Source organism: Salipiger abyssi, assembly GCF_001975705.1.
Lineage (GTDB): Bacteria > Pseudomonadota > Alphaproteobacteria > Rhodobacterales > Rhodobacteraceae > Salipiger > Salipiger abyssi.
On sequence record NZ_CP015093.1, the window covers coordinates 938,679 to 958,936 of the forward strand.

Consider the following 20,258-nt stretch of genomic DNA (forward strand, 5'->3'; position numbering starts at 1 on the left):
TGGGATATAGCGGGTCGCGCTTTGCGCAAGGACAACTCAGAGACCATTGCGCGACAATGTGCCTACGTCGTCTCCGTCCGCATCCGGAAGGCCGTCATCGCCCGATCTCGCCCCTTCCTCAGATCCCCGCGATAAGCTACGTCTGCCTCCAGCCCGCAGGGCATAAAGGGGCCGAGCAGACATGAAACCCATACGCCTGATTTCCGGTGTCCTCACCGTCGGCTTCTGGACGCTGGCAAGCCGCGTTCTCGGGCTGGTCCGCGACACCGTCATCCTCGCCTATATCGGCCCCGGCCCGGTGATGGATGCTTTCGTGGCCGCCTTCCGGCTGCCCAACATGTTCCGCCGCTTTTTCGCCGAAGGCGCGTTTAACGCCGCTTTCGTGCCGATCTTTTCCAAGAAATACGAGGGTGGCGAAGATCCGCAGGTCTTTGCCCGCGATGCGCTGAGCGGGCTCGGCTTCGTGCTGCTGATCATCGTCGCGCTGGCGCTGATCTTCATGCCGGCGCTGGTCTGGGCCACCGCCGAGGGCTTTACCGAGGACGCCCGGTTCGACCTCACCGTGGGCTATGGCCGCGTGGTCTTTCCCTATATTCTGTTCATCTCGCTGGCCGCGCTGTTTTCCGGCGCGTTGAACGCCACCGGCCATTTCGCCGCCGCCGCCGCGGCGCCGGTGTTGCTGAACATCCTCGTCATCCTCGCCATGACGATGGGGGCCTGGCTCGGCGGCGAGGTCATCCTCTGGCTGATCTGGACGGTGCCGCTGGCCGGCGTGGCGCAGTTGGCGCTGGTCTGGGTGGCCGTGGAGCGCGCGGGCATCAAGGTGCGCCCGGGGCGGCCCCGCCTGACACCGGATATGCGCCGGCTGGTGCGCGTCGCGGTGCCGGCGGCGCTGGCTGGCGGCGTGATGCAGGTGAACCTGCTGGTGGGCCAGCAGGTCGCCTCGCAATTCGACAACGCGGTGAGCTTTCTCTACGCCGCCGACCGGCTCTATCAGTTGCCCCTTGGCGTGGTCGGCATCGCCGTGGGCATCGTGCTGCTGCCGGATCTCTCGCGCCGGCTCAAGGCGCATGACGACGACGGCGCCCGCCACGCCTTTTCCCGCGCCGGAGAGATGGCGCTGGCACTGACCATCCCCGCCGCCGTGGCGCTGGTGGTGATCCCGCTGCCCATGGTCTCGGTGCTCTACGAGCGCGGCGCCACCGGGGCCGAGCACAGCGCCGCCATTGCCTTCGCGGTGGCGCTCTACGGGCTGGGCCTGCCGGCATTTGTGCTGCAAAAGGTGCTGCAACCGCTGTTCTTCGCCCGCGAGGACACCCGCAGCCCCTTCCGCTACGCGGTATGGTCGATGATCGTCAACGCGGTGCTGGCGGTGGGGCTGGCCCCGGTGATCGGCTGGATCGCCCCCGCCGTCGCGACCTCGGTCGCCGGCTGGGTGATGGCGGCGATGCTGATGATCGGCGGGCGCCGCATCGGCGATGTGGCCCGGTTCGACGCAAGGTTCCGCCGCCGGATCTGGCGCATCTGCTTCGCCTCGGCGCTCATGGGTGCGGTGCTCTGGGGAACCTATCTGGCCCTCGCACCGTTCTTGGGCATGGACTACTGGCGCTACCCCGCTCTGCTGCTCCTGCTGCTCTCCGGCCTCGTCTCCTATGGCGCGGCGGGTCAGTTGCTGGGCGCGTTCCGCCTGTCGGAATTCAGCGCGGCCCTGCGCCGCAGACGGAGCTGAGCCCGCGCATGTCGCTCACCTCGCTCATCACCGCCGCCGAGGGCTTTCCCGCGCTCGAACGCCTCGCCGACACGGCGCGCGAGGAGCTTGTGCTCTCCTTCCGGATCTTCGATCCGCGCACCCGGCTGCGCAGCCCCGAGCTCATCGAGCGGGGCCTGCACACATGGGCGGACCTGCTGGCGCAGGTGGCGCGGCGCGGGGTGAGGCTGCGGCTGATCCTGGCGGATTTCGATCCGGTCTTCACCTCGGATCTGCACCGGCTGGCCTGGACCTCGGCCAGCGGCTTTGCCGAGGTGCTTCAGGGCGATGCGCAGGTGCTCTGCGCGCCACACGGGCAAAAGGCCGGACCGCTCTGGCACCTGGCGATGCGCGGGCGCATCGGCGCCAGCCTGCGCGCCCTGCGATCCGAAGACCCGGCACGGCTCACCCCGGTGCAGCGGGCGCTGATCAAGGGGCCGGTGCGGCTGCGCCCGGTGACCATCCACCAGAAATTCGCCGTGGCCGACGGCACGCGCTGCATCATCGGCGGGCTCGACATCAACGAGCGCCGCTACGACACCCCCGATCACGACCGCCCGCCGGCAGAGACCTGGCACGATGTCTCGATGCAGGTCGAGGACGCGGATTTCTCCGCCGCGCTGCGGTTGCATTTCGCCGAGACCTGGAACGCCGCGCTCGCCTGCGGCACGCCGAGCCTCAGCGGCGCGGCAGAGCCGCTCGACACCAGCATCCGCCCGCAGCCGCCTGCCGATCTGCGTCTGGTGCGCACCGTCTCCGCCCCCTGCGGCGGCGCGGCCCGGCTGGCGCCCCGCGCCCGCGTGCAGGACCACGAGAAGGCGCTGATCGCGATGATCGGCGAGGCACAGCGGCATATCTATATCGAGACCCAGTTTCTGCGTCACCGCCCCATCGTCGAGGCGCTGGCCCGCGCCGCGCGGCGCCATCCGGATCTGCAACTGGTGATCGTGCTGCCGCCCGCCGCCGAGCGGGTGCTGTTCAGCAGCGATATCGGCTGGGATGCGCGCCACGGCCATGCGCTCCAGACCGAGGCGGTGGCGCGGCTCTCCCATGTCTTTGGCGATCGTCTGGCGCTGATCTCGCCCGGGCAGGACCGCCCCGCCCAGGACGAGGTGGCGCAAGTGCTGGGCGCCGGGCCGGTCTATGTGCATTCCAAGGTCACCTTGATCGACGACCGGGTGGGCATGGTGGGCTCGGCCAATCTCAACGGCCGCTCGCTGCGCTGGGACACCGAGGCCTCGGTGCTGTTCCGCCGTCCCGACGATGTGAAGGCGCTGCGCGAGCGGCTGGCGGAGAAATGGCTCGGGCCCCGGCTCGGCGCGCAGAGCACGGTGCAGGCACGGACATGGCGGCAGGCGGCGCTGGCCAATGCCGCGAAACCGCCGGAAGAGCGCGAGGGCTTTGCCCTGCCCTACCCGATGGCGCAGAGCAAGAAGCTCTCGCGCCTGTTGCCGCTGCTGCCGGCGGATATGTTCTGAAGGGAGTACGGCGGAACCCTGCCCCGGCGCGGGACAAGGCCGCAGGCCGCCGCGACATCGCCGGCCCGTCCGGGCGGGCTGGCGATTTGGTGACGACAGCGCGATGTGTTGAGGTCTTTCGGACTTGGCCGGGATAAATCGAGAGATTCTCAAGGCAGATCGCCACCCCACGGGCCGACGATGTCGCGGCTCACGAAAGGCTCGAGGCGTAGGGTGGGTTTCCAACCACCACGCGCCCCGCGAACCTGCTCAATCCCGCCGGAACCGCGCCAGTAGCCGCGCCCAGCCGCCCGGGATCAGTACCGTGGCCAGCAGGAACCCGGTGGCAAACCCGCCCAGATCGGCCACCCAATCCTGGCTGCCGCCGAAGATCAGGCCGAAGAGCAGCTGGATCGCCAGCAGCATCCCGATCAGCGAAAACGCCCGGATCTGCTGCGCGCCCATCTGCCCCAGCCGCAGCCAGAGCAGATAGGTGAACGCTCCGATCAGCCCGTAAACTGGCGGAAACGCCCCGATCAGCGGCACCCGCGTGTCGAGCAGCAGCCCGTAGGCCAGCGCACCGCCCAGCGTCGAGGCAAAAAACAGCACCGCCGTGCGCAGCGAGCCCAGCGCCTCGGCCACCATCTTGCCCATGGCGAGCAGCATCACCCCGGCAAAGAGCGCATGGGTGAAATTGCCATGCACGAACGGGTAGCTGAACAGCCGGATCACATGCTCCGCCGGGAACTGCCCGGTCTGAAGCATCCATTGCAGCACCGGCGCCAGAAAGGCGAAGCGCTCCATCGCGTCGAGGCGCCAGCCCACCGCCGCCGGGCCGCCGACAATCCCGTAGCTGCCGAGCGAAAACACCGCCTCCACGCCGACGATGACGATGAACAGCGCCATCACCACGGGCGGCATCGGGTTCAGGGGCGGTTCGTTATGCGGATGCACCATGGCGGGCTCTTTCTTGACGGCATGTCGGGGCATGGGTAAGCCAGCGCCACCCGAATATCCAGACGGAGTATGGCCCATGTCCGAGGCGGCCCAGAACAATCCCGCCTTCACCCCGCGCGTCTTTTCCGGCATCCAGCCGTCCGGAGGCCTGACGCTCGGCAATTATCTCGGCGCGATCAAGCGCTTCGTGGACATGCAGGGAAGCGGTGTCGAGACGATCTATTGCGTCGTCGACATGCATGCGATCACCGTCTGGCAAGACCCCGAGGCGCTGACCCGGCAGACCCGCGAGCTGACCGCCGGCTACCTTGCCGCCGGGCTCGATCCGACGCAGTCGATCCTCTTCAACCAGTCCCAGGTGGCCGAGCATGCGCAGCTCGCCTGGATCTTCAACTGTGTCGCCCGGATGGGCTGGATGAACCGGATGACGCAGTGGAAGGACAAGGCCGGCAAACATGCCGAGAAAGCCTCGCTGGGGCTCTTCGCCTATCCCGCGCTGATGGCGGCCGACATCCTGATCTACCACGCCACCCATGTGCCGGTGGGCGAGGACCAGAAACAGCATGTGGAGCTGACCCGCGACATCGCGATCAAGTTCAATCATGACTTCAAGACCGAGTTCTTCCCGATCACCCAGCCGGTGATCGAGGGGGCTGCCACGCGGGTCATGTCGCTGCGCGACGGCTCCAAGAAGATGTCGAAATCCGATCCTTCGGACGCCTCGCGGATCAATATGACCGACGATGCGGATGCGATCGCCAAGAAGATCCGCAAGGCCAAGACCGACCCGGAGCCCCTGCCCTCCGATCTCGACGGGCTGGAGGGGCGGCCCGAGGCGCGCAACCTCGTCAATATCTATGCTGCCCTGGCCGAGATGCCGGCGGCGCAGGTGATGGCAGATATGGGCGGCAAGCCGTTTTCCGAGTTCAAGCCGCTGCTGGCGGATCTGGCGGTGGCCAAGCTGGCGCCGATCTCGTCGGAAATGGCCCGCTATATGCAAGACCCGGCAGAGATCGACCGCATCCTCAGCGGCGGCGCCGACCGCGCCCGCGCCATCGCGGCACCGATCCTGAAAAAGACATACGAGATCGTCGGCATGGTGGGCGCCGGGGCCTGATCCCTGACGCTCAGCGCAAGGCAAAGACACCGACCGAGCCCGCCCCCCGTGGCGGGCTCGCGTCTGTAACGGCATCGTTTGCCGCAGCGGTGAAGAGCGGCGCCCGATCCGCCAGCAGCGGGCGCGGTGCGGAGCGCGGAGGCATCGGCTTCGCCCGTTCCGGCGCTTTGGCAAACCCCGCATCCATCAGCCGTGACACCCGCGCGCTGCGCTCCGCAGACGAGCCCGCCCCCATCACCGTCACGATCAGCCATTTGCGGCCGCGCCGGGCGGAGGCGGTCAGGTTGTAGCCCGCGGCACTGGTGTAGCCGGTCTTGATCCCGTCCGCGCCCGCATAGGCGCCCAGAAAGCGGCGGTTGGTATGCAGGATCTCGCGCCCCGCCGCCTGAGCCTTTCGCTGGCGGAACAGCTCGAAGAATTGCGGGAAATCGAGGGCAAGCTGCCGTCCGAGCAGGCTCATGTCGCGGGCGGTGGAATAATGCCCCTCTGCCGTCAGCCCGTGCGCGTTGCGAAACCGCGTGTTGCGCAGGCCCATCCGCCGCGCCGCGTCGTTCATCCGCGTCACGAATGCGGTCTCGCTGCCCGCCACCGCCTCGGCAAGCGCTGTGGCCGCGTCATTGGCCGAGCGCACCGCCGTGGCGGTGATCAGATCGCGCACGGTCACCCGCTCCCCCGCGCGCAGCCCAAGGCGCGAGCCCGGCTCCAGCGCGGCCCTGGCGGAGATGCGCACCACATCCTCCATCGCCAGCCTGCCGCGCTCCACCGCCGCAAAGGCCAGATAGAGCGTCATCATCTTGGTGAGCGAGGCCGGGTGCCGCCGGGCATCGGCGTTCTCCGCCGCATAGACCTGCCCGGTGCGGGCATCCATGACGAAGCTCGCCCCCGGCGCCGCCCAGCCGCCGCCGGCTGCACACACCAGCCACAGCGCAAGCGCGCAAATCCAGATCCTGTCGCGAAATCGCCCCATGAGGCCGCCGGTTTCTCCTGCCATCGCATTCTGCGACACCAGCCATAGCCCGGCAGGCCTTTCAAAAGCGTGAACTCAAGCCCCCTGCCCGGCCCGTGCCGCCAGCCGCAGCGCATGGCTCGGATCCTGAGCCATGGCCGGCATCACCGGATCGTAGGCCGCGCGCAGCACGCCGGCGATGTCCGGGCGCAGCACCACGCGCCCATCCTCCAGCCGGCCCAGCGGCGAGCGCTCGGCAAAGGCGGTCTCGGACCAGACCAGCATCACCTGCACCACCTGCGCCAGCGCCAGCTCCTCGGCGGGCTGCGCCGCCAGCGCCTTGTCCATGCGCAGAAAGACGAACGCCGCCTTGATCGCGCCGTCGCGGTCGAAACGGAAAACGCGGTACTGGTTGGCCCCGCCCGCCTGCAACCGCGCCACCATCTCGTCGAGCCCGTCGATCATCCGGCCCAGATCGGGCAGTTCCAGCAGCTCCCCCCAGTCGCGGAAGAAAAACACCATGACATTGGCGCCGAATTCCGGATCGGTCTCGGCCATCTTGTGGCCCGCCATGGCGCAGATCGCCTCGAAGGCGCCTTTCACCACGCTCAGCGTCGCATCCTCGACCCCGAAGACAATGGGCACGATGGGCCGCCCCCAGCGGGCGCAGAAATAGCTGCCGTCCCTGCGGGTGAACAGCGGCTCGATGTCCTGAGGCTGCATGGCGCCCTCCTTCGCTTGCGACGGGGCGCTTATAATGGGCGGCAGCAGGCGGTTTGAAGCGGAAACTTTGCGCCGCTCAGCGCCGCCCCCAGAGCCGCCGCCGTCCGGGGGCGAGGCTGTCCTTCTGCCGCTCGCGCAGGAAGACGAAGAGCCCGGCGCCCACGATCAGCGCACAGCCGGCCCAGACGCTGGCGCCCGGCCATTCGCCGAAGATCAGCCAGCCCCAGAGAATCGCGAGCGGCAGACCGATATATTCGAAGGGCGCAATCACCGCCGCCGCAGCAAGCCGGTAAGCAGCGCTCAGAGCGTAACCGACAAAGCCCGAGAGCGTGCCCAGCGCCAGAAAGACCAGAATGTCGCGCCCCTCCGGCAAGACCCAGGGGCGCAGCAGAAAGCGCAGCGCCTCGCTCTCGACCCTCTCGGCATAGCGGCCATCGCCCGCCACGAGCCAGAAGCCGAAGGCCACCACCAGAAAGGTCGCCTGAAGATAGACCGCCAGCGCAGAGGCCCGCGTCGTCAGCCCCAGCCGCCGCGTCAGCACCTGCAAGAGCGCATAGAAAAACGCGGCGATCACCGGCAAAAGCAGCACGATGCGCGAGGTGTCCAGCGAGGCTTTCCACGGCTGCTGCATGATCAGCACCCCGGCAAAGCCCACCACCACCGCGCCGAGGCGCAGCGGACCGACCTTTTCGCCCAGAAACGGGATCGAGAGCAGCGTGATGAAGAGCGGTGCGACAAAGAACAGCGCCGTGACCTGCGCCAGCGGCAGTACGGAGAAGGCCGCGTAAAAGGTCATATTGGCGAGCACCACCAAGAGCCCGCGCGCCATATGCAGAAAGGGCGTGCTGGTGCGCAGCAGCCGCCAGCCGCCTTCGAGCTGCAAGAGGCTCAGCGTGATGATCAGCCCGAGGCCCGCGCGCACCGCCACCAGCTCGTGCAGCGGATAGCCGCCCGAGAGCAGCTTGATCAGCATGTCGTTCACCGAAATCGCGGCGACGCCGAGACAGATGAACAGGATGCCCAGCGCCGGGCGGTCGGAGATCGTTGCCATGCAAACGGTTTAGCCCGCCACGCAAGCCCGCGCCATGGGCAAAGCGCTCAGGCGGGGGCGCATTGCCGCCGGCCGCCCATCAGCACATCCATGGTCATGCCGCCGATCCACATGCAAAAGAGCGCCAGCCAGGCGGTGCCGGCAAAGATCGAGCCGCCGGTGACCCCCGCGCCAATGGCGCAGCCGCCCGCCAGCATGCCGCCGAAGCCCATGAGCGCCGCGCCGATCATCGCGTTGCGCAGTGGCGTCGGGCCGTCGAAGCCCTGGAACTTCAGCTCCCGCCCCCAGGCGGCGGCGAGGAAGGCGCCGATGAAGACGCCGGGCACCAGCCCCACGTCGAATTCCAGCACGGCGCCCCGGTCGAGAAAGAACATCAGCGTATGCGCCGAAGGGCCGGTGAAAGTGGCGCTTTCGATCTGTACCGGATCGAAAGCCACGTTCGACAGCGCATAGGTGAGCCCCCAGCCCAACGCCACGGCAAAGCCCACACCCGAGGCAAAGACCAGCCGGGAAAAGCCGATGCGGTTGCGCCGCGACAGCTCAAGCGCGATCGCTGCGATGATCAGGCCGATCACCAGCCCCGCCTCTTGCGGCAAATGCGCCGCCGCCAGCAGATCCATGTTGCGCCCGCCCGAGGTGACCCAGAGCGCCGCCAGCTTGTCGCGCCAGGGCGACAGGATGCCCGAAAGGCTCATCTGCGCCACAACGGCAAAGATCATGCCGGAGATCACCGAGCGCAGGTTGCCCGTCGCCGCCAGCACCAGCAGCCGGCCCGAGCAGCCATTGGCCAGCACCATGCCCGCGCCGAACAGCAGCCCGCCAATGATCGCCCCCGACCAGCTGCCCGGCACCGCCATCATGCGCGCGTTGGAGGCATCGAAAAAGCCCAGAAGCTGCGCGCCCTGCACCCAGACCAGCGCGGTGGAGAAGGTCAGCAGCCAGACCGCCACCTTGTCCTTCATCGCGCCCCGGGCGAATTCCACCGTCGCCGCGCGCAGGCAGAAGCGCGAGCGCTGCGCCGCGATGCCAAAGACCGTGCCGGTGAGCAGACCGAAGAGCGCGGCGGTCGGGTTTTCTCCGAGTCGTTCGACGAGAGCGATAAGATCCATGGCGCGGGCTCCTTTTGGCGGGGACTCATGCCCGCATGCGAATATGTGCGCCTTGATTCAGATCATGGGCGCCACTTCGCGACATCGAGGTCGGAATCCAGCGCGACCCGGCCCGCGCGAAACGGCATCTCTGGCGAAACCCCACGCCAGGGAGAGGACCGCCATGTCCCAGCCGGAGCTCGACGCCACCACCATGCCGCAGCTCGCCGCGCTGATGTCTCTTGCGGTGATGGCGGATGCCGCGAGCGCGCCGCTCGAGGGGGGCGAGGATCCGGCTTTCGGCAGTGTCTTCTGGCGGACGCTCTTCTGTGCCGACCGCACCCCCACCAGGGGGATGGTTCTGGGCATTGCCGAGTTCGGCCCCATGGGCACGCTGCTGCCCCATCGCCACGGTCCGGCGGAGATCTATTTCGGTCTCTCCGGCGCCGGCATCGTGACCATCGACGGCATGCCGCATCCGCTCGGCCCCGAGACAGCGCTCTATATTCCCGAGGATGCCGAGCACGGCACGGTTGCCGGGCCGGAGGGGCTGCGCTTTCTCTATATCTTCCCGCGCGACCGTTTTGCGGATGTGGAATACCGGTTTTCGCAAGCCTGACGCAGCACTCTGCGCGCTGACGCACAGACTATCGGCTCGCCTCCGGGTAAATTCGGGCGTAAAGCACAGAACATGACTCGTATTGTGCCTCTCGCCGCTGCGGGAACCCTGCCGATCTGGCGGCGCCCCGTGACCCTGCTGTTCCTCATGGCCATTGCCATGCCGCTGAGCTTTGCCACATGGTCGGCGCTGCTGAATAATTTCGTCATCGAGGCGGCGCAGTTCGATGGCTCGGATATCGGCTGGCTGCACACGGTGCGCGAGATCCCGGGCTTTCTCGCCATCGGCGTGATCCTGGTGCTGCTGGTGATGCGCGAGCAGGTCCTGGCGCTCTCGGCGCTCGCCCTGCTGGGGGCGGCCACGGCGGTCACCGCCTGGTTCCCCTCCATGGCCGGGCTGCTGATCGTCACCATGCTCAGCTCCATCGGGTTCCACTATTACGAGACGGTGAACCAGAGCCTTCAGCTGCAATGGCTGCCCAAGGACCGCGCGCCGCAGATGCTGGGCTGGCTGCTCTCGGCGGCGAGCGCCGCGACCTTCGTCGCCTATGTCGCCATCGTCATGACCTGGGAGTCGCTGGGCCTGTCCTACAACACGGTCTATCTCGCCTCCGGCGGGCTGACGCTGGTGATCGTGGCCTATTGCGCACTGGTCTTTCCGCAATTCGAAAGCCCCAATCCGCAGCGCAAGAGCTTTGTGCTGCGCAAGCGCTACTGGCTCTACTATGCACTGCAATTCATGGCCGGCGCGCGGCGGCAGATCTTTATCGTCTTCGCGGGGTTCATGATGGTCGAGCGCTTCGGCTTCTCGGTGCATGAGGTGACCGCGCTGTTCTTGATCAACCTCGTGGTGAACCTCGTGGCGGCGCCGCTGCTGGGCAAGATGGTGCACCGCTACGGCGAGCGCCCGGTGCTGATCTTTGAATATGTCGGGCTGACGATTGTGTTCGTGCTCTATGGCGGCATCTACTGGTTCGGCTGGGGCGTGGTGCTGGCCTCGGTGCTCTATGTGATCGACCATGTGTTCTTTGCGCTGCGTCTGGCGCTGAAGACCTATTTCCAGAAGATCGCCGATCCCGGCGATATGGCGCCCACCGCCGCCGTGGCCTTCACCATCAACCATATCGCGGCGGTGTTCCTACCCTTCCTGCTGGGCTATCTCTGGCTGGTCTCGCCGGGCGCCGTGTTCGGCCTCGCCGCCGCCATGGCGCTGGCCTCGCTGGGGCTGGCACTGATGATCCCGCGCCACCCCGAGCCGGGCAACGAGACGATCTTTTCCCAGCTCACCGCCCCGGCCCCGGCGGAATAGCCCGGCCGCGAGGGCGGATGCCTCCGGCGGGAGTGTATCTGGAAAGATGAAGGCCGGGGCCTGCCTCTTTCCAAGCCGCGCCAAACGCGCTATCGGGCCGCGACCCACCCGGAGACATTCCCATGCCCAAGACCTGGACCGCCTTCACCAAGCTTTCCGCCAAGGAGCCCGCCGAGGCGCTCGGCGAGGCGATGGAAGAGCTCGACCCGATGCCCACCGGCGTCGGCGTCTTCGAGATCGAGGACGGCTCGGGCACCTGGGAGGTCGGCGGCTATTTCACCGAAGAGCCCGACGGGATCGAGCTGGCGCTGCTGGCGGCGGCTTTCGGCGCGCAGGACTTCGTGGTCTCCGAGGTGCCCGACACCGACTGGGTCGACAAGGTGCGCCGCGAGCTGACCCCGGTCGAGGCGGGCCGGTTCTTTGTCTATGGCAGCCACGATGCCGACAAGGTGCCCGCGGACTCCGAGCCGCTGCTGATCGAGGCCGCCATGGCCTTTGGCACCGGCCACCACGGCACCACGCTGGGCTGCCTCAGGGCACTCGACCGGCTGGCCAATGACGGCTTCACCGGCAAGCGCGTCGCCGATATCGGCTGCGGCACCGCCGTGCTGGCCATGGCCGCCGCGCGGATCTGGCCGGACCCGGTGATCGCGTCAGATATCGACGAGGTCGCCGTCGAGGTGGCCGAGGCCAATGTCCGTGCCAACGATCTGACCGGCAAGGTGACCTGCGTCGAGGCCGCCGGCTTCGGCAACCCCGAGCTCGCGGCCCGCGCGCCCTTCGATCTGGTCTTTGCCAATATCCTGAAACAGCCGCTGATCGACCTCGCCCCCTCGATGGCAGAGCATCTCGATACGAACGGATATGCGATTCTGTCCGGAATACTCACCCGGCAGGCGGATGAGGTCGTCGAGGTTTATGCACGGAACGGCATCAATCTCATCCAACGGGACGAGATTGGCGACTGGGTAACCTTAACACTTCGTAAATCCGCTTGAGAATCGCCGGATTTGAGGAGAACCCAAGGCAATTGCCGCAAATTTGCCGCAATTCTCTCACATAACCTCGGACATCCGGTGGGGGCCGGGTTTTACGAGGTTGCCATGGACAGGGCGTTACGCAATTTCGACAAGCGTCAGCGCGAAGTGACGGCGAGACACCGCCGGCTCGCGCAGGGCTATGTGACGAAAGTAAATCGCAACGGTACGATCGAGCACAAGCCGATCCGCCGGGTTCGGGCTTCCGGCATCTCGATACGCCTCGCGCTTCTGGCCGGCCTCTGCTTTTTCGTGTTCAAGGCATTTCTGCTCGCCGGGCTCGGCGCCGAAGAATATGCGCTTCGCATCGGGCATCTGGCGAACGGCACCCTGATCGAGCGCGCCGGTGCCTGGCTGATGGGCGCCGACCCGGTGACCACCGCGCTCACCACCCTTATCCTGCCTTACCTGTCCTGAGTTTTCGCAGCCGGATCCACTCCGGACCGTTTCTCTCTCCGACTGTCTCTGTTGGACTTAGGTAAAACGTAACAGGGCCGCGTCTTCATCCGAAAGACGCGGCCCTTTTTTCTGGCCTTCTGGCACGGCTGCGCCGATCCGGCGCGATGAGGTACATGCCTCAGCGTCCGCGTGCCACCATATCGATCTCGGCGCGGGTCAGCCCGATATCATCGAGTTCACGGTCGCTCAGAGCTTCGAGGCTCTTGCGGGTCAGGCGCATCTCGTTCCATGCGATGAGCGCGTCGGAGATAGCCGAAGCGAAACGGCTGATCTGCGCCGCAATCGCGACGGATGCGGATGCGCTGCGCTCCGGAGCGGCGCCAAAGCCAGAAACAAAAACGGTGCCGATGCGGCCGGCGAGGCCGGCGGCGCCGTCTTGCGCGCGGAAGGTGTCATATGCCGACATAGGTCAGTGTCCTTGTCCTGAAGTTTTCAGAGTGCGTAATTTATATGCGGCAAATAGGCGGCTCTGCTCGATCCAGCAACACCCTGAAAACGCATGGGCCCTATGCGATTCCGGCATAGCTCGCATCGCCCTTAAGCCGTTGGAAATGAATTGCATAAATCGACTCGCGCGCTGTCGCCCAAAAGCGGCGTCATGTCGGTTTCCGGCGCCGCCCACGGCATTTTTGCATGGCTCGGGCGGAAATGAGCCGCTGCGGGGGCTTGGCGGATGTTCGCGTTTCGTGCTAATTCGAGGTATAAAAGCAACACAAAGGCGGGCAGGTATGAGGGTTCTGGGCATCGATCCGGGCTTGCGGCATCTCGGATGGGGAATCATCGACGCCGAAGGCAGCCGCCTTCGCCATGTCGCCAACGGAATTTGCGAATCGGGCACCGGCGCCTTGGCCGGCAGGCTGCTGTCGCTGCACTCTCAGCTCACCGACGTACTGAGCCGCTGGCAGCCAGAGATCGCGGCGGTGGAGCAGACCTTCGTCAACCGCGACGGCGCCGGCACGCTGAAGCTCGGCCAGGCGCGCGGCATCGCGCTGCTGGTGCCGGCGCAGTTCGGGCTCGAGGTCGGCGAATACGCCCCCAACAGCGTCAAGAAGACCGTGGTGGGCGTCGGCCATGCGGACAAGCGGCAGATCGACCATATGGTGAAGATGCAGCTCCCCGGGGTGGAGATCGTCGGGCCCGACGCCGCCGACGCGCTGGCCATCGCCATTTGTCACGCGCATCATCTGGGCGCGCAGCGGATGAGGGTAAAGGCATGATCGGACGGGTTGCCGGACGGATCGAATACAAGGGTGAGGATCACGTCCTCATCGACGTGCGCGGCGTGGGCTATGTGGTCTATTGCTCCGACCGGGTGCTGGCCGCGCTGCCCGGCGCGGGCGAGGCGGCGGCGCTCTATACCGACCTGCTGGTGCGCGAGGATCTGTTGCAGCTCTTCGGCTTTCCCACGCTGGTGGAGAAGGAATGGCACCGGCTGCTGATGTCGGTGCAGGGCGTGGGTGCCAAGGCTTCGCTGGCGATCCTCGGCACGCTTGGCCCCGACGGGGTGAGCCGGGCTATCGCGCTCGGCGACTGGAACGCTATCAAGGCCGCCAAGGGTATCGGGCCCAAGACCGCGCAGCGCGTGGTGAACGAGTTGAAGGACAAGGCGCCGACGGTCATGGCGATGGGCGTGGGCCCTGTGGCCAGCGCCGGCCCCGAGGTGCTCGACGACGCGGCGCCCGCCACGCCGGCGCCGGCCGCTCCCCGCCCCGCCCCTGCCGCCCCCGCGCAGTCCGAGGCGCTTTCGGCGCTGAGCAATCTCGGCTATGCCCCGGGAGAGGCGGCAGCAGCGGTGGCGCAGGCGGCGGGCGAGGCGCCCGAGGCGAATACCGCCGAGCTGATCCGCGCCGCGCTGCGGCTGCTCGCCCCCAAGGGATGACGCGAAAGGGCTGACCCATGACCGGACCGGATCCGACCCTGCGCCCCGAGCCGATGGCCGAGGACCGCGACCGCGCGCTCAGGCCGCAGATGCTCGACGATTTTGTCGGTCAGGCGGAGGCGCGGGCCAATCTGCGCGTCTTCATCCAGTCGGCCCGCGCGCGCGGCGAGGCGATGGACCACACGCTGTTCCACGGCCCGCCCGGGCTCGGCAAGACGACGCTGGCGCAGATCATGGCGCGCGAGCTGGGCGTGGGGTTCCGCATGACCTCCGGCCCGGTGCTGGCCAAGGCCGGCGATCTGGCGGCGATTCTCACCAATCTCGAACGCAATGACGTGCTCTTCATCGACGAGATCCACCGTCTGAACCCGGCGGTCGAAGAGGTGCTCTATCCGGCGATGGAGGATTACGAGCTCGATCTGGTGATCGGCGAAGGCCCCGCCGCGCGCACCGTGCGGATCGAGCTGCAACCCTTCACGCTGGTCGGCGCGACCACCCGTCTGGGGCTGCTGACCACGCCGCTGCGCGACCGGTTCGGCATTCCGACGCGGCTGCAATTCTACACGGTGGAGGAGCTCAACAGCATCGTCACCCGCAACGCCGAAAAGCTCGGCGTGCGGGCCGAGCCCGATGGCGCCCGCGAGATCGCGCGGCGCGCGCGCGGCACACCCCGGATCGCCGGGCGACTGCTGCGCCGGGTGGTGGATTTCGCCGTGGTCGAGGGCAATGGCGTGGTGACCCAGGCGCTGGCCGACCGCTCGCTGACCCGGCTGGGCGTCGACGGGCTGGGGCTCGACGGCGCCGACCGGCGCTATCTGACGCTGATCGCCGAGCATTACGCCGGCGGGCCGGTGGGGATCGAGACGATCTCGGCGGCGCTGTCGGAAAGCCGAGACGCCATCGAGGAGGTGATCGAGCCCTATCTGCTGCAACAGGGGCTCATCCAGCGCACCCCGCGCGGGCGGATGCTGGCGCAGCGCGCCTGGACCCATCTCGGCATGGCGGCGCCGAAACCGCCCGGGCAGGCGACACTCTTCGACTGAAGAACACCCCGCAAAAGAAAACCCCCGGCAAAGTGGCCGGGGGCAGGGCTCTGGAGGTCCGCCCGGCGTTTTCGCCGATGCGGTCTTGGTCTCGCTCAGCTCGGGCCGATCATGAAGCAGGTCACCTGACGGGCCTGAAGGCGGCGGCAGGCGAGATCGGCGGTCTCGCGGCTCAGCCCCATGAAGTTGGCGTCGAAGCCGCTGCTGCGGTTCACCACCTTGCGCAGCGAGCCATCGAGCGTGCTGGTCTCCATCAGCGCGGTCTTCAGCAGCACCTTTTCGGCGGAGTAGCGGCTGGGATAGCGGCCCACATTGATGCCCCAGTGGCGCCCGCCGGAGGTGGAAAGCCGGGTGACGACCTCCTGCTCCTCGACCGGCTCGGCGATGGGCTCTGCGGCCGCCGCCGCGGCGGCGCTGGCCAGCACGATGCCCTTGGGTCGGCGCATCGGCTTGACCGAGGCGCCCGGCGCCACGTCCGAGGCATCCGCCACCTGCACCGGCGCAGGTTCCGCCGCGACCTTGGCGGTCTGCACCGCCGCCAGCACGGTTTCGATATCGCCCTCGACGCTGGCCACCAGCGGCGCCACATCGGTGCCCGAGGCACCCGGGCGGGATTGCGGACGCAGGCTGCGGGTCACCGCCGCGCTCACCACGCGGATCGTCTTGCCACGCGCCCCGTCCGGCGAAGGATCGGCGCTCCGCGCCACCAGCACATCGCCCAGCCCCTTGTTGCCGAGATAGGGCGGTTTGCCCGGCCGGCGCAGCGCCACGCGGGTATTGGCGCGCTTGAAGCCCAAATCCATCAGCTCGGCCACCTTGGCATTGCGCGACGCGGTCGAGCGACCGCCGAAGACAGTGGTGATGATCCGCTCCTGCCCGCGCTCGGCGGAGGCCACGAGGTTGAAGCCAGCGGCGCGTGTATAGCCGGTCTTGATGCCGTCGGCACCCCGATACTGCCCCAGGAAGCGGCGGTTGGTATTGGCCACCTCGCGCATCCCCGCATGGGTCGTGACCCGCGAGAACAGGTTATAATATTGCGGATAATCATAGATCATGTGCCGGCCCAGCATCGACATGTCGCGGGCGGTCGACATATGCCCGCTCTCGGTCAGGCCGTTGGCATTCTTGAAATTGGTCCGGGTCATGCCCATCGCCTTGGCGGTGCGGTTCATCCGGCGGGCAAAGGCGGCCTCGGACCCGGCAATCGCCTCGCCGATGGCGGTGGCGGCATCGTTGGCCGATTTCACCGCCGCGGCGCGCACCAGATAGCGCAGCTTGATCTTCTGCCCCTGCCGAAGCCCCAGCTTCGACGGCGGCTCTGCGGCCGCGTTGCGCGACACGGTCACCATCGTGTCCATGGTCAGTTCGCCATGCTCGACCGCCTCGAAGGCGATATAGAGCGTCATCATCTTGGTGAGCGATGCCGGATGCAGCGGCGTATCCGCATTCTCCGCATGCAGGACTTCGCCCGATCGCGCGTCCATCACCATGGCGGCATATGGCGCCGCCATCACGCTCACCGGTACAGCGATGAGCATCCAAATCAATGTGAAAACATACAGGCCTGCTCGGCCCGGCCGTTGCCTACGCCGTCCCGTCACGGTATCCGCCTTTTGCTGCCTCTCGCCCCCGGATTTTTCCGGTGAGCATTCTTGTCATTGCTTTTGAGCGTAGCACGGGATCCACATCAAAGAAACCCTGCAATTTATTGGTTTTCTGGCCTTTTCCCGAGGCTAAAATCCACATTTAGGGTCACCCCGGTGCGCATGCCCAAGAAAAGCGATTGCGGCAAAAATGTGGCAGGCGCCTTGCCGCCGACTCAACCGATGCGGGCAACCAGCCCGGGCAACGCCCCCAGATCGGGCAACTCGACAAAGCGCGGATGCACCGGTTTCTCGGCCATCTCCAGCGTCCACATCAGCTCTTGCGGGACGTAGACACCCCAGCCGCCCGCCTCGATGGCGGGCCGGACATCCGATTTCAGCGAGTTGCCCACCATCATCGCCGCCTCGGCGCCGCCCGGGGTCTGCGCAAAGATCCTTGCATAGGTCTCGGGCTGCTTGTCCGAGACGATCTCGACCGCGTCAAAGAGCTCGCCCAGCCCCGATTGCGCCAGCTTGCGCTCCTGATGCAGCAGGTCGCCCTTGGTGATCAGCACCAGGTGATGGCCCTCCGCCAGCTCTTCGACAGCTTCCCGCGCATGCGGCAAGAGCTCGATCGGATGCGCCAGCATGTCCTGCCCGGCGGTGAGAATCTCGCCGATCACCGCGCCCGGCACCCGCCCCTCGGTCACCTCGATGGCGGTTTCGATCATCGACAGGACAAAGCCCTTCACGCCGAATCCGTAATGGCCGATATTGCGCCGTTCCGCCTCCAGCAGCCTGGCATCCAGGTGTTCGGCATCTGCATGATCCGCGAGCAGATCCGCGAATCGCTGCTGCGTCAGCTGGAAAAACCGCTCGTTATGCCAGAGCGTATCGTCCGCATCGAAACCGATTGTTTGCAATTTCCGCGTCATATAAGCGAGACTCCGTCGTGCAACCCTTTCCTCGCGGGCTGCGCCGTTTTATATAGACGCTTCGAACCTTGAACCGCAAAGCGCCTTGAGCCCGAGATGACATTCACCATCACGGAAAACACCGTCCGCCTCGCCAACCGGCCCTCGTCCACCGACGATGGCCAGGGCGATGCCGATGTGGTCCTTCAGACCAAGCCCAAGACCAAGCGCCCGCCGCTCTACAAGGTGCTGCTGCTGAACGACGATTACACACCGATGGAATTCGTCGTGCATGTGCTCGAACGGTTTTTCGGCATGTCGCACGCGCAGGCGTTTGAGATCATGCTGACCGTCCACAAAAAGGGCGTTGCCGTTGTCGGGGTCTTCAGCCACGAAATTGCCGAGACCAAGGTGGGCCAGGTGATGGATTTCGCCCGGCGCCACCAGCACCCGCTGCAATGCACCATGGAAAAGGAGTGAGCCGCGCGCCCGCGCCGGCCCTGCCATGACAGCCGACAGACTGAGTTTTGCGACAGAGGCAGGCCTGACCCTGCCCGCTGACGGGCCGATCCTGCTGATCGGCGCGCCGGGGGATCTCTATTCCGATGCCCTGCCGCTCGACCGTTGCACCGTGGTGCAGGGGGTCAAGCCCGATCACGATACCTGGACGGCGCGCGGCGTGCCGGTGACGCTGGCGCCCGAGGGCAATTTTGCCGCCGCCATCGTCTTCCTACCGCGCGCCCGCGATCTCGCCGAGGCGCGCGTCGCCATGGCCTGCAACGCCGCGCCCGGCGGGCTGATCGTGATCGACGGGCAGAAAACCGATGGCATCGAACCGCTTGCCAAGGCTGTGAAAGCCCGGGGGGCGTTGCTGGGCCAGGTCTCCAAGGCGCATGGCAAGACCGTCTGGTTCACAGCCTCCGACGCCTTTGCCGACTGGGCGCGCGGCCCGGCGCAGAACAGCTACGGTCTCTGGACCGCGCCGGGCGTGTTCTCCGCCGACGCGCCCGATCCGGGCTCCGAGGCACTGCTCGCCGCCCTGCCCGCCAAGCTCGGCGCAAACGTCGCCGATCTCGGCGCCGGCTGGGGCGGGCTCGCCACCGGGCTGCTGGCGCGCGACACTCTCGCCGAGCTGCATCTTGTCGAGGCCGATCACAGCGCGCTCGACTGCGCGCAGCGCAACGTCACCGACCCGCGCGCACGGTTTCACTGGGCCGACGCCACCGCCTGGACACCGCCCGAGCCGCTCGACGCCGTGGTGATGAATCCGCCTTTCCACAGCGGGCGCAAATCCGATCCGGCGCTCGGCCAGGCCTTTATCGCCGCCGCCAAGCGCATCCTGAAACCCTCGGGCCATCTCTGGCTGGTGGCCAACCGCCACCTGCCCTACGAGACCGCTCTTGAGGCACAGTTCCGCGACAGCGCGGAAATCGCCGGCGACAACCGGTTCAAGATCCTCCACGCCTCTCGCCCGAACCGATGATCTTCGCTAACGTCCCGCCCAGGGGACAAACCGCAGGGACCGCTGCATGAGCTATTCCATCGAAGGCAAGACCGCCATCGTCACCGGCGCCGCCAATGGCGTGGGTCTCGCCATCGCCCGCCATTTCGCCAACAAGGGCGCGAATGTCATGTTCGCCGATATGGACGAGAACCGCCTTGCCAAGGAATGCGGGCAGGAAACCAATGGCGGCAACATGTGTTACTTTGCCGGCGACCTGCGCGAGCGGCTGACGCTTGCCAACCTGCTTTCAGCCACGCTCGACGCCTTCGACCGGGTCGATATCCTGGTGAACGGCGCGCGCCAGATGATGCCTTCCGATCCGCTCGATCTCGAAGACGATACAGTAGAGACTCTGCTGGGGCAGAACCTCATGCCGGCGCTGCGGCTGAGCCAGATCGTCGCCAACCGCATGATCAAGCAGACCAATGGCGACAATGAGCGTCAGGCCGGCGCAATCATCAACCTCTCCTCCATCGCCTCTCGGCGCACCCAGCAGAAGCTCATGGCCTATTCGATCTCCTGCGCCGCGCTCGACCAGATGACCCGCTCGCTGGCGGTGTCGCTGGCGCCCAACAGGATCCGGGTGAACGGCGTGGGCTTCGGCTCCGTGATGTCCGCCAGCCTCAAGGACAAGCTGAAGGCAAACCCCGATTACCGCCGCGAGATCGAGGAACACACGCCGCTGGGCCGCATCGCCGGGCCCGGCGCATTGGCCGAGGCGGTGCAGTTCCTTGCCTCCGAGGGCTCGGGCTTCATGACCGGGCAGATCCTGACCGTCGATGGCGGTCGCACCCTGCTCGACCCGGTGGCCGCCCCCGCGCATTGA

The 20,258-nt window shown here is 66.9% G+C and carries 21 protein-coding genes; 13 read left to right on the forward strand and 8 right to left on the reverse strand.

Annotated elements, in window-relative coordinates:
- Positions 1-181: 181 nt before the first annotated feature.
- Positions 182-1,729, forward strand: coding sequence for a murein biosynthesis integral membrane protein MurJ (gene murJ, locus Ga0080574_RS08165; RefSeq protein ID WP_076696878.1), 1,548 nt, complete (start codon positions 182-184; stop codon positions 1,727-1,729).
- Between the two features lie 8 nt (positions 1,730-1,737).
- Entirely contained in the window at positions 1,738-3,225 is a 1,488-nt protein-coding gene (locus Ga0080574_RS08170; RefSeq protein ID WP_076696879.1) for a phospholipase D family protein, read from the forward strand.
- A 249-nt stretch (positions 3,226-3,474) separates the two neighbouring features.
- Here the strand turns inward: Ga0080574_RS08170 and Ga0080574_RS08175 are convergent, their stop codons facing one another.
- Positions 3,475-4,161, reverse strand: coding sequence for a rhomboid family intramembrane serine protease (locus Ga0080574_RS08175; protein ID WP_076696881.1), 687 nt, complete (start codon positions 4,159-4,161; stop codon positions 3,475-3,477).
- A gap of 76 nt (positions 4,162-4,237) precedes the next feature.
- Here Ga0080574_RS08175 and trpS point away from each other — a divergent pair, with 76 nt between their 5' ends.
- Positions 4,238-5,278 carry a tryptophan--tRNA ligase gene (gene trpS, locus Ga0080574_RS08180; protein ID WP_076696883.1) on the forward strand — a complete coding sequence of 347 codons (1,041 nt, stop codon included), beginning with the start codon at positions 4,238-4,240 and terminating at the stop codon, positions 5,276-5,278.
- A 10-nt stretch (positions 5,279-5,288) separates the two neighbouring features.
- Here the strand turns inward: trpS and Ga0080574_RS08185 are convergent, their stop codons facing one another.
- The 4 genes from Ga0080574_RS08185 to Ga0080574_RS08200 all read right to left on the reverse strand — a co-directional run bounded on the left by Ga0080574_RS08185 (position 5,289) and on the right by Ga0080574_RS08200 (position 9,107).
- Positions 5,289-6,269 (reverse strand): D-alanyl-D-alanine carboxypeptidase family protein, encoded by a 981-nt coding sequence (locus tag Ga0080574_RS08185; protein ID WP_237219339.1) that lies wholly within the window; start codon positions 6,267-6,269, stop codon positions 5,289-5,291.
- A gap of 51 nt (positions 6,270-6,320) precedes the next feature.
- Positions 6,321-6,947, reverse strand: a complete 627-nt coding sequence (locus Ga0080574_RS08190; protein WP_076696888.1) for a hypothetical protein — start codon at positions 6,945-6,947, stop codon at positions 6,321-6,323.
- Positions 6,948-7,023: 76 nt separating this feature from the next.
- Positions 7,024-7,998 carry a DMT family transporter gene (locus tag Ga0080574_RS08195; RefSeq protein ID WP_076696890.1) on the reverse strand — a complete coding sequence of 325 codons (975 nt, stop codon included), beginning with the start codon at positions 7,996-7,998 and terminating at the stop codon, positions 7,024-7,026.
- A gap of 47 nt (positions 7,999-8,045) precedes the next feature.
- Positions 8,046-9,107: a YeeE/YedE family protein gene (locus Ga0080574_RS08200; protein WP_076696893.1), complete on the reverse strand. Its 1,062-nt coding sequence runs from the start codon at positions 9,105-9,107 to the stop codon at positions 8,046-8,048.
- A 163-nt stretch (positions 9,108-9,270) separates the two neighbouring features.
- Here Ga0080574_RS08200 and Ga0080574_RS08205 point away from each other — a divergent pair, with 163 nt between their 5' ends.
- The 4 genes from Ga0080574_RS08205 (at position 9,271) to Ga0080574_RS08220 (ending at position 12,467) form a co-directional block, all read left to right on the forward strand.
- The gene (locus tag Ga0080574_RS08205; protein WP_083716792.1) at positions 9,271-9,705 is read left to right on the forward strand and encodes a cupin domain-containing protein; all 435 of its coding nucleotides are present in this window, start codon (positions 9,271-9,273) and stop codon (positions 9,703-9,705) included.
- Between the two features lie 72 nt (positions 9,706-9,777).
- Positions 9,778-11,013, forward strand: a complete 1,236-nt coding sequence (locus Ga0080574_RS08210) for an MFS transporter (RefSeq protein ID WP_076696895.1) — start codon at positions 9,778-9,780, stop codon at positions 11,011-11,013.
- Positions 11,014-11,135: 122 nt separating this feature from the next.
- Entirely contained in the window at positions 11,136-12,011 is an 876-nt protein-coding gene (locus Ga0080574_RS08215; protein ID WP_076696897.1) for a 50S ribosomal protein L11 methyltransferase, read from the forward strand.
- 105 nt (positions 12,012-12,116) lie between these two features.
- On the forward strand, positions 12,117-12,467 hold the full coding sequence (locus Ga0080574_RS08220; protein WP_076705786.1) for a hypothetical protein: 351 nt from the start codon (positions 12,117-12,119) through the stop codon (positions 12,465-12,467).
- 160 nt (positions 12,468-12,627) lie between these two features.
- Here the strand turns inward: Ga0080574_RS08220 and Ga0080574_RS08225 are convergent, their stop codons facing one another.
- On the reverse strand, positions 12,628-12,915 hold the full coding sequence (locus tag Ga0080574_RS08225) for a DUF1127 domain-containing protein (protein WP_076696900.1): 288 nt from the start codon (positions 12,913-12,915) through the stop codon (positions 12,628-12,630).
- Positions 12,916-13,237: 322 nt separating this feature from the next.
- Here Ga0080574_RS08225 and ruvC point away from each other — a divergent pair, with 322 nt between their 5' ends.
- Genes ruvC through ruvB form a run of 3 tightly spaced genes read left to right on the forward strand, consistent with a single transcriptional unit; the run spans position 13,238 to position 15,431 of the window.
- Positions 13,238-13,726, forward strand: a complete 489-nt coding sequence (ruvC, locus tag Ga0080574_RS08230; protein ID WP_076696902.1) for a crossover junction endodeoxyribonuclease RuvC — start codon at positions 13,238-13,240, stop codon at positions 13,724-13,726.
- Positions 13,723-14,388, forward strand: a complete 666-nt coding sequence (gene ruvA, locus Ga0080574_RS08235) for a Holliday junction branch migration protein RuvA (protein ID WP_076696904.1) — start codon at positions 13,723-13,725, stop codon at positions 14,386-14,388. The genes ruvC and ruvA overlap by 4 nt, the downstream gene beginning before the upstream one ends.
- Before the next feature lie 17 nt (positions 14,389-14,405).
- A complete protein-coding gene (ruvB, locus tag Ga0080574_RS08240) occupies positions 14,406-15,431 on the forward strand; it encodes a Holliday junction branch migration DNA helicase RuvB (RefSeq protein ID WP_076696907.1) in 1,026 nt (341 codons plus the stop codon).
- A gap of 95 nt (positions 15,432-15,526) precedes the next feature.
- On the opposite strand, the gene Ga0080574_RS08245 is transcribed toward ruvB, so the two are convergent.
- Both Ga0080574_RS08245 and Ga0080574_RS08250 read right to left on the reverse strand, forming a co-directional pair.
- Complete coding sequence (locus Ga0080574_RS08245) at positions 15,527-16,969, reverse strand: D-alanyl-D-alanine carboxypeptidase family protein (protein ID WP_076696909.1); 1,443 nt, start codon at positions 16,967-16,969, stop codon at positions 15,527-15,529.
- A 281-nt stretch (positions 16,970-17,250) separates the two neighbouring features.
- Positions 17,251-17,949 carry an HAD family hydrolase gene (locus tag Ga0080574_RS08250; protein ID WP_076696911.1) on the reverse strand — a complete coding sequence of 233 codons (699 nt, stop codon included), beginning with the start codon at positions 17,947-17,949 and terminating at the stop codon, positions 17,251-17,253.
- A gap of 96 nt (positions 17,950-18,045) precedes the next feature.
- Here Ga0080574_RS08250 and clpS point away from each other — a divergent pair, with 96 nt between their 5' ends.
- From clpS to Ga0080574_RS08265, 3 genes are read left to right on the forward strand one after another with little or no spacing between them, the layout of a single operon-like run.
- Entirely contained in the window at positions 18,046-18,408 is a 363-nt protein-coding gene (gene clpS, locus Ga0080574_RS08255; RefSeq protein ID WP_076696913.1) for an ATP-dependent Clp protease adapter ClpS, read from the forward strand.
- A 25-nt stretch (positions 18,409-18,433) separates the two neighbouring features.
- Complete coding sequence (locus tag Ga0080574_RS08260; protein ID WP_076696915.1) at positions 18,434-19,411, forward strand: class I SAM-dependent methyltransferase; 978 nt, start codon at positions 18,434-18,436, stop codon at positions 19,409-19,411.
- Positions 19,412-19,457: 46 nt separating this feature from the next.
- Positions 19,458-20,258: an SDR family NAD(P)-dependent oxidoreductase gene (locus Ga0080574_RS08265; protein ID WP_076696917.1), complete on the forward strand. Its 801-nt coding sequence runs from the start codon at positions 19,458-19,460 to the stop codon at positions 20,256-20,258.